The sequence below is a fragment of the Hyphomicrobiales bacterium genome, from assembly GCA_039973685.1.
GTDB lineage: Bacteria > Pseudomonadota > Alphaproteobacteria > Rhizobiales > JACESI01 > JACESI01.
Genome location: JBDWKL010000003.1, coordinates 48,135 through 55,693, shown reverse-complemented (window position 1 = coordinate 55,693; position 7,559 = coordinate 48,135). Strand labels below are relative to the sequence as shown.

General features: G+C 50.7%; 6 protein-coding genes and 1 tRNA gene. 2 read left to right on the top strand and 5 right to left on the bottom strand.

All coding sequences use genetic code 11. The features are described from left to right. Nucleotides 1-60: 60 nt before the first annotated feature. Nucleotides 61-136 (bottom strand) — tRNA-Trp (locus ABJO30_00615). A 383-nt stretch (nt 137-519) separates the two neighbouring features. Here ABJO30_00615 and ABJO30_00610 point away from each other — a divergent pair. Further along, nucleotides 520-1,860: a porin gene (locus ABJO30_00610; GenBank protein ID MEP3231309.1), complete on the top strand. Its 1,341-nt coding sequence runs from the start codon at nt 520-522 to the stop codon at nt 1,858-1,860. A gap of 183 nt (nt 1,861-2,043) precedes the next feature. On the opposite strand, the gene ABJO30_00605 is transcribed toward ABJO30_00610, so the two are convergent. Next, entirely contained in the window at nt 2,044-2,691 is a 648-nt protein-coding gene (locus ABJO30_00605; GenBank protein ID MEP3231308.1) for a peptidoglycan-binding protein, read from the bottom strand. Between the two features lie 223 nt (nt 2,692-2,914). Between ABJO30_00605 and ABJO30_00600 the strand changes: the two genes are divergently transcribed. Next, on the top strand, nt 2,915-4,141 hold the full coding sequence (locus ABJO30_00600; protein MEP3231307.1) for a Tm-1-like ATP-binding domain-containing protein: 1,227 nt from the start codon (nt 2,915-2,917) through the stop codon (nt 4,139-4,141). Nucleotides 4,142-4,167: 26 nt separating this feature from the next. Here ABJO30_00600 and ABJO30_00595 read toward each other — a convergent pair whose 3' ends face one another. Genes ABJO30_00595 through ABJO30_00585 form a run of 3 tightly spaced genes read right to left on the bottom strand, consistent with a single transcriptional unit; the run spans nt 4,168 to nt 7,552 of the window. Further along, nucleotides 4,168-4,836, bottom strand: coding sequence for a fumarate hydratase C-terminal domain-containing protein (locus ABJO30_00595; protein MEP3231306.1), 669 nt, complete (start codon nt 4,834-4,836; stop codon nt 4,168-4,170). Continuing rightward, complete coding sequence (locus ABJO30_00590) at nt 4,833-5,795, bottom strand: fumarate hydratase (GenBank protein ID MEP3231305.1); 963 nt, start codon at nt 5,793-5,795, stop codon at nt 4,833-4,835. The genes ABJO30_00595 and ABJO30_00590 overlap by 4 nt, the downstream gene beginning before the upstream one ends. Beyond that, nucleotides 5,792-7,552, bottom strand: coding sequence for an FAD-binding protein (locus tag ABJO30_00585; GenBank protein ID MEP3231304.1), 1,761 nt, complete (start codon nt 7,550-7,552; stop codon nt 5,792-5,794). Before ABJO30_00585 ends, ABJO30_00590 begins: the two co-directional genes overlap by 4 nt. Nucleotides 7,553-7,559 lie beyond the last annotated feature (7 nt).

The following is a 7,559-nucleotide window of genomic DNA, read 5'->3' as shown; positions in this document are numbered from 1 at the left end:
CGTTACTAAACGCCCAACTTTCGCTGATTAAAGCCAAAACTATGATTTTAATGGAAGTCTTGGCAGGGGCAGCAGGATTCGAACCCGCGACCTACGGTTTTGGAGACCGTCGCTCTACCAACTGAGCTATACCCCTTCAAGACGACCGACCTGATACACGATGCGATTCTCTATTTCCAGTATTATTTCTATTTTGACGCAAGATTTCTGACGAATAATGATTTGGAGCGAATCTAATTGCTCCTGAAATGCTTCTGGTCATCACGAAAAACGTGAACACCGCCGTGATCTGCCCCCAGAAACCCACAATTGCGGCAACGAACAGGTAAGTTTTGTACCAGTTATCCAGTAATGTAACCCATGGGTTTCTGCCATTTTGCTCATTTGGACTGATATTTTGTTGCTTTTTTGCACCTACTAATCAGCAACTGCACCTCCTGAGCGTTTTTAGGTTTGCGTCACAGCAATCATCTGTCATGTATGTTTTGTGTTCGATTTCTTTTCTAACTGGAGAAACAAGTGAAAAAATCATCTCTCAAAGCTCTACTCGCCGGCACAGTTGCTGCTGGTGTAATGAGCACATCAGCGTTCGCGGCCGATTTGGACGTAGAACCAGCTAAAGAATACGTAGAAGTAGGTTCATTCAAAGGTTCTATCCTTCTTCCAGGTACTGGCGTTTCATTCAAAGTGGGCGGCTATGCTAAAGGCGACGTAATCTTCCGCTTCAACGATTTTGGTTCAGGCTTCGGCGACCTTAACGAAACTGCCCTAACAGGCGGCGGTGCATTCGCTGGCGTTGGTGGTGACCAAACGCGTTTCCACGCAGCTCAAACTCGCATCAACTTCGACGCTCGTACAACAACTGATCTCGGTTCTGCACGTGCATTCATCGAAGGCGATTTCTTCAGCTTTGACGATGGCGCTGGTGTTAACGAATCTGTATCAAACAGTGAACGTTTCCGTCTTCGTCACGCTTTTGCTGAACTCGGCGTTGAAAGCCTTGGCGGTACACTTTTGATTGGTCAAACTTGGACAAACTTTGGTGACCTTGGTTCATACGCAAACACACTCGACTTTAACGGTCCAAACGCTCAAGTGTTTATCCGTCAAGCTCAGGTTCGTTGGACACAGCCAATCAGTGACTCAGTGACACTTTCTATTGCTGCAGAAAACCCAGAAATCAGCACTGGTTTGAGTGCTGCGATTACTAACCCAGGCGGAACTGGCCTTGGTGGTTTGCTTGCAGAAGATAGTGACTCAGACGGTCTTGATACTTTCCCTGATTTCACAGCACGTCTAGCAGCTAAAACTGCATTCGGTAACTTCAGTGTAGCTGGTTTGGTTCGTTTCCTCGAACTTGACACAAATGCTGCAAGAGCTGCGAATGCTAATGGTGCTAACGTTCCGGTTACTGACGACTCAACAATTGGTTTCGGTATCCAAGTAGCTGGTACAATTAATGTCGGTGAAAAAGACAAGTTCCGTTTCCAAGCTAACTACGGTCAAGGTATTGGTCGTTACTTGCAGTTTGGTCCAAACGCAATTCAAATCGATGCAGATGGCGATCTTTCTACTGACGACGCTTTCGGTATCACAGCTTCATACCAGCACTTCTGGTCTGACCAACTTCAGTCAAACTTGGTTGGTGGCTACACATTCGTTGACAACAACACAACAAGCACGCTTGCACCAGTTGAAAACGAAGAAATCTATGCTGCGATCAACTTGATCTACTCACCACGTAGCAACATAAACCTAGGTATCGAAGGCAACTACCAGCGCTTTGAATCAGACAATGGCGTTACAGATACTTCAGTTGATGGTTTCTCACTACAAACATCACTACAGTTCTCATTCTAATATCTTAGAATATAGAATTTCTGAAACCGCCGGCCTTTTGGTCGGCGGTTTTTTTATGTCTTAAGCTAAGCTTCGTTTTTAGAAACGCGCCCATCACTCGCAATGATCGGCAAAGTGGAAAGGCCCTGTTTCTTGGGCGCCTCATGAGTTGCAGGCCAGTGATAGGATAAAACGCGATTTCGATTAAACGGGCGAATGCTCACGCGATTTCCCTGATTGCCGCCAATAACCATCAAGTTGCCGAAACGATCTTTCCCAACCACAAAGCCCACATGACCATAAGCGCCCTTCTTTGAACCGCGCCACATGCTGACAACGCAACCAACCGCTGGCCCTGACAAGACGCGCCCCCAGCCCTTCCAATAAAAAGACCGCGCCGCCGCAGAACGTGGCGAGCGAATACCAGCCTCTTCCAGAGGCACCACAAGCATATCCCGCACACCACGGCGTCTCATCATTGCGGAACGGCAGTCCAAGCTTAATCCACCATTCCAAGATTTTTGGATTATGCTTGCTACCGCGATACTCACGAAGACCTAGATAACTGGTCGCAAGTTTGAGCCATACTGGGTAGGCGCTTTTATCCGGCTTGCCCTCAGATTTACCTGAATTAGAGCTGCGCTCCATGTTGGGTTGAACAGCCATCCGCCCCTCATACAAAGCAGCCTTCGTCAGCGGACCAACATAAGAGCGGGCACGAAGTCCAGCACTTTTCTTAAACTGAATAACAGCTCGTTCCGTCTTCGAACCCCATCTTCCATCAATGGGACCGGGATTAAATCCCTTATGTAGCAATGCTTTTTGTAATTTCTTCACTTCAGATCGTCGCATATCGTCTACCTTTCGTTTTCACAAAAGGTAAGTGGAAAAGGAGCCTTGAGTGTTTGTTTCAATATATCCCCGCTTTGTCGGCTCATTCGGTGTTGGCTGGATAGATCGATCAATCCCTGCCTAAACAACAAAAACTTCAGGCAAATACAAAAAATCCATTTGCAAGACCGAAAGTTTGCGTAAACTGACAGGCGATAAGTCCAGCGCTTTTAGGGGGAAAAAAATGGCTAATACAGGATTTAACGCAGGCGGAAGCGTGCTGGTTGCAGGCACTTTCGACACGAAATCACGGGAACTGAATTTCATTGCTGACCGCATGAAATCATTGGGTATTTCCGTCACACGCGTAGACCTTTCAACATCTGGGAATGCATCTGATTGTGACGTTAGTGCCCCAGATGTTGGAGCCTTCCATCCAGATGGCGTCGGTGCTGTACAAACCGGCGATCGCGGCACCTCTGTTGCAGGCATGAGCCAAGCATTTGAGGCGTGGATCCAAGCAGCAAGCAATGTCGGCGGCATCATCTCAGCTGGTGGCACAGGCGGCACAGCCCTTTCAACACCTGCCATGCGCGCCCTTCCTCTCGGCATTCCAAAGATCATGATTTCAACCGTCGCCTCTGGTGATGTTTCAGCCTATGTTGGCGCAAGCGACATAATGATGTTGCCGTCAATCAGCGACGTTCAGGGGCTCCACTCGATCTCTCGCCAGATCTTCTCAAATGCAGCTGATGCCATGGTCGGCCTTGTTCAAAACAAGCAAAGCCAACAAATTTCGGGCGGTGACGACAAGCCAAACCTCGGCATGACCATGTTTGGCGTGACCACAACCGCCATCCAGCAAATCTCTGCCCATGTCTCAGACGATTTCGAATGCCTCGTCTTCCACGCAACGGGCATCGGTGGCCGCTCTATGGAGAAGCTTGCTGATGATGGTTTCTTATCTGCCGTGCTGGACCTTACAACCACGGAAGTCTGCGATTTACTGTTTGGCGGCGTATTTGCTGCGACCGAAGATCGTTTTGGTGCCGTCATCCGCAAAGGCTTGCCTTATGTTGGGTCCGTCGGTGCGCTTGATATGGTGAACTTTGGTGCGCCAGACACAGTGCCTGCAAAATATGAAGGCCGCACCTTCTATGAGCATAACCCGCAGGTAACTTTGATGCGCACAACCGCAGAAGAAAACACCCAGATGGGCCACTGGATCGCAGATCGCTTGAACCAAATGACTGGCCCCGTCCGCTTCTTCCTGCCTGAAGGTGGTGTCTCAGCCATTGACGCACCGGGCGCACCGTTTGAAGATAAAGCCGCCCGCAAAGCATTGTTTGATGCGATTAAAGAACGGGTTCAAGAAACGGAAAACCGCAAGCTAATCACAAGCCCGCATCACATCAATGATGAAGCATTCGCACAAGAATGTGTGGCGGCACTAAGAGAAGTAACGGCTTAGAAAAAAGCTACAACTATCTGATTAAATTACCCAATAATCTCGTCGGTACGGTCATCTGTTTCACCGTATCGACGCATGGTCGCGGGCTTCGTTCCCTCATAAGCGCGTTCAATATTGTCTTTGATCTTTGCGTTTTCACGCTCAAACAGGCAATTACCTTGAAGGTCTGAGGCGACCAAAAACGGCCCCATCTTATTGCAGCGGATCACCCACATGGCTTGCGCAATACCAAGCTCTTCATGCCAGTGCACCGCCTCAACATTTTCGACCCCACGGCCAAGCAACGCGCCCGTGCCGTAACCAACTGTGGTCAGATAGATCGCGCCATTTGGCACGAAATGCTCAAGATAGGTGTCATGGCTCATGCCGCCTTTGCCTACCACCAGCTTTGCACCAGATTTTGCAAGCCATTCGCCAATCCATTTGGCAAACCGGAAGGATGCAGTCGCCGTTACGGCGCCCAACTCAAAGGTGCCATCTTCGTTGATGCGAGCAGCGGGCGAACAATGGAAGTTCGCCGCACTTTGCTGCGGTAGCTCCATCGGAATATTGGCTTTTTCTTCTATGGCCCGCATATAAACGCCTTCGCGAGCCGTATACATTAAGCCATCCAGATAAACGATATCGCCAAGCCGAAGGTCTGCAAGTGCTTCAGCTGTTGGTGTTGTAGAAAGCCTTACCTCACGCGGTTTCATTCGGCGGCCTCCACGCTCTCAGGCATTTCCCAATCAACCGTTTCGCGGCGCTGATAATCCGTGAACCAGTCAGGGTCCGTGCGATATTCAACCCGCCCATCGCTATAAACGCGAGCAACAGCACGGCGTGACGATAGACAAAAAGCGTGGACGCTCATCTGCATCCCACCCGTGTGGCAATAACCAACCTCGATATTACAATCGACAACCATGGATTTACCCACAAAACCCATCGCACCCATGCCGATGGAATTGCCAAGTTCTTTGAGCTCGTCTTCCATCTCAGCAATGCGCGGATCGCTGTTTCGGTCGCCCACCGTGCGCAGGCACGCGGCCCGTTTGCCAAGCACCATGCAAGTGTCTTTCGAACCACCAAGACCAATCCCAATAATCGCGGGCTGGCACGCAAGGCCGCGTTTGCCAAAGGCAACAAGGCAATCGAGATAAAACCGCTTAATCCCCTCAATACCGTCAGACGGGAAAAGCATGCGGTAATCGGTTCCGAACAGCCCGCCCTTATGGACAGTAATCAGATCAACCCAATTGCCGCCAGGTTCATAGCCATATTCAATTTCAGGCGCGCCGATGCCCACATTGTTGTTATGATCTGTGCGCCATAATGGATGCACGCGGTTCGGGCGAAGTGGCACGCCGTTGGTGGCGTTGGCTGTGGCACGCCGCAGAGCTGTCTCCAGCGCTATCGGGCCGCCTTCAATCTGCGCTTCATTACCCATTTTTACATACCAACGCGGGCAGCCCGTGTCCCCACACATGGCGCGACGATCTTCTTTGGCTGCTTTATAATTTTCCAGCATGGCTTGCAGCACGAAGGATGATAAGTCCCCATCTTCAACACTTGCCGTCGCTTTCAACCCATCAAGATAATCTTGCGGTATCTCAATGGCCGCTTTGTCCATCAAGGTTTCTGCGGTTTTCTGGATCAAATCGATTGAAATCATTGCGCGGCCTCCACGAGCGTTTCAGGCTCCCCATCTGGCAGAATGGTCTCACCCGGTTTGACGATTGTAAAGCGCACAGCCTCGCGATGAACACTCAATTTATCGCCATCTTTCTTTGCAACCGTGAAATAACTCTCTTCAAGTGAACCTTGATCTGGGAAATCTTCGCGAAAATGCGCACCACGAGAGTTTTCGCGCTCTAAAGCGGCAAGACCAATAACCCGCGATACTTCGCAAAGGCTCGCCATATTGAGCCAGTCATGCCATGTGAGATTAAAGGCGAGATTGTCGCTGGCAATGCCCACATCATTAAGCTCTGCATGAATATCACCAACGCTATTCACACCGCGCTCCATCGCCGTCTTATTGCGCATCACGCCAACATCATCCCACATCGTTTCTTGCAATCGGTTTCTCAACGGCTGAACTAGCTGCGCAGCTTTAGATAATGGATGAATAGCGCGGGCAATCTCGGCATCAAGCACCCTCTCATCAGGGTCGCGCAAAGCGCCCATGCTTTGAATGTCTTGCGCCATCACATCACCCGCAACACCACCATAAACCGTGGAGTTTGCAACGCCATTGCCGCCAAGTCGGTTGGAACCATGGGCACCACCTGCATCTTCACCAGCGACATAAAGCCCTTCCATCGCCGTGCGCGTGTCCGCATCAACCACCACACCGCCCATAAAGTAATGCGCAGTCGGCACCACTTCTACCTTGCCAGCAGCAAGGTCAAACCCGCAATCAGCACAGCGCTTCACCATGCCTTTAAACTTTGAGGCGACAAAGTCTGGCCCCAAATGGCTCATGGAAATATATACGCCACCGTTTTCCGTCGTGTTGGATTTGCGCATCTCTTCAAAGATGCCACGGCTCACCACATCACGGGTCGCGCGTTCGCCTTTGTCGTCGTAATCATACATGAAGCGATTATCGTGACCGTTGAGCAAAATACCGCCCGCCCCGCGCAATCCTTCCTCTAGCACGGTACCCGTCATTTTCGTGCCCTCACCGGCTAATAAGCCCGTTGGGTGGAATTGCACCATCTCCATATCGCGAAGCGGCAAACCGGCTCTGAGCGCCATTGCAAGGCCGTCCATGGTCTTATCACCGGAGGGTGTGTGATATTTATACATAGTCGGCCCGCCGCCTGTTGCCATAAGCACAGTTTTGGCCCGCACAAAGCGGAAAACACCGCGCCGCATGTCAATCATAAGAACGCCAGAAAGCGCCGCGGCGTCCTTTGTCGGGATCAATCCAATCGCGCGGTGTTCTTGCATCTTCTCAATGCCAGATGTGAGCGCCTTTTCCATCAAGCGGTTGATAATCTCAATGCCCGTCAAATCGCCCTTGTGCACCGTGCGGTCTGCTGTTTGTCCTGCAAAGGCTTTTTGGTGCAACGAGCCATCACTGTTGCGGTCAAAGAAACAACCAAGCTCATTCTCAAGCTCTCGAATGCGCACCACGGCTTGCTCGCAAAGCTTCCATGCCATATCCTGATCTGGCAACCATTTGCCGCCGATGATCGTATCCATGAAATGACGTTCAACCGTATCACCGCCACCAAGCGCCACATTGTAACCACCCTGCACCATGCGCGTACAACCGCACTTACCGATCAACCCTTTGACTGCCATGGTGATCTTGGTGCCTACGGGCGCTGATTGCTTGGCGTGGAGTGCGGCAAACAGGCCTGCGCCACCTGAACCGAGGATCAGTATGTCAGTCTCATGATGTTCAACGGCTGGTTTCATGACTTAA

Bases quoted from the DNA above. Each gene is read 5' to 3' on its own strand.
- ABJO30_00605 (MEP3231308.1), bottom strand. From the start codon at position 2,691: ATGCGACGATCTGAAGTGAAGAAATTACAAAAAGCATTGCTACATAAG.
- ABJO30_00600 (MEP3231307.1), top strand. From the start codon at position 2,915: ATGGCTAATACAGGATTTAACGCAGGCGGAAGCGTGCTGGTTGCAGGC.
- ABJO30_00595 (MEP3231306.1), bottom strand. From the start codon at position 4,836: ATGAAACCGCGTGAGGTAAGGCTTTCTACAACACCAACAGCTGAAGCA.
- ABJO30_00590 (MEP3231305.1), bottom strand. From the start codon at position 5,795: ATGATTTCAATCGATTTGATCCAGAAAACCGCAGAAACCTTGATGGAC.
- ABJO30_00585 (MEP3231304.1), bottom strand. From the start codon at position 7,552: ATGAAACCAGCCGTTGAACATCATGAGACTGACATACTGATCCTCGGT.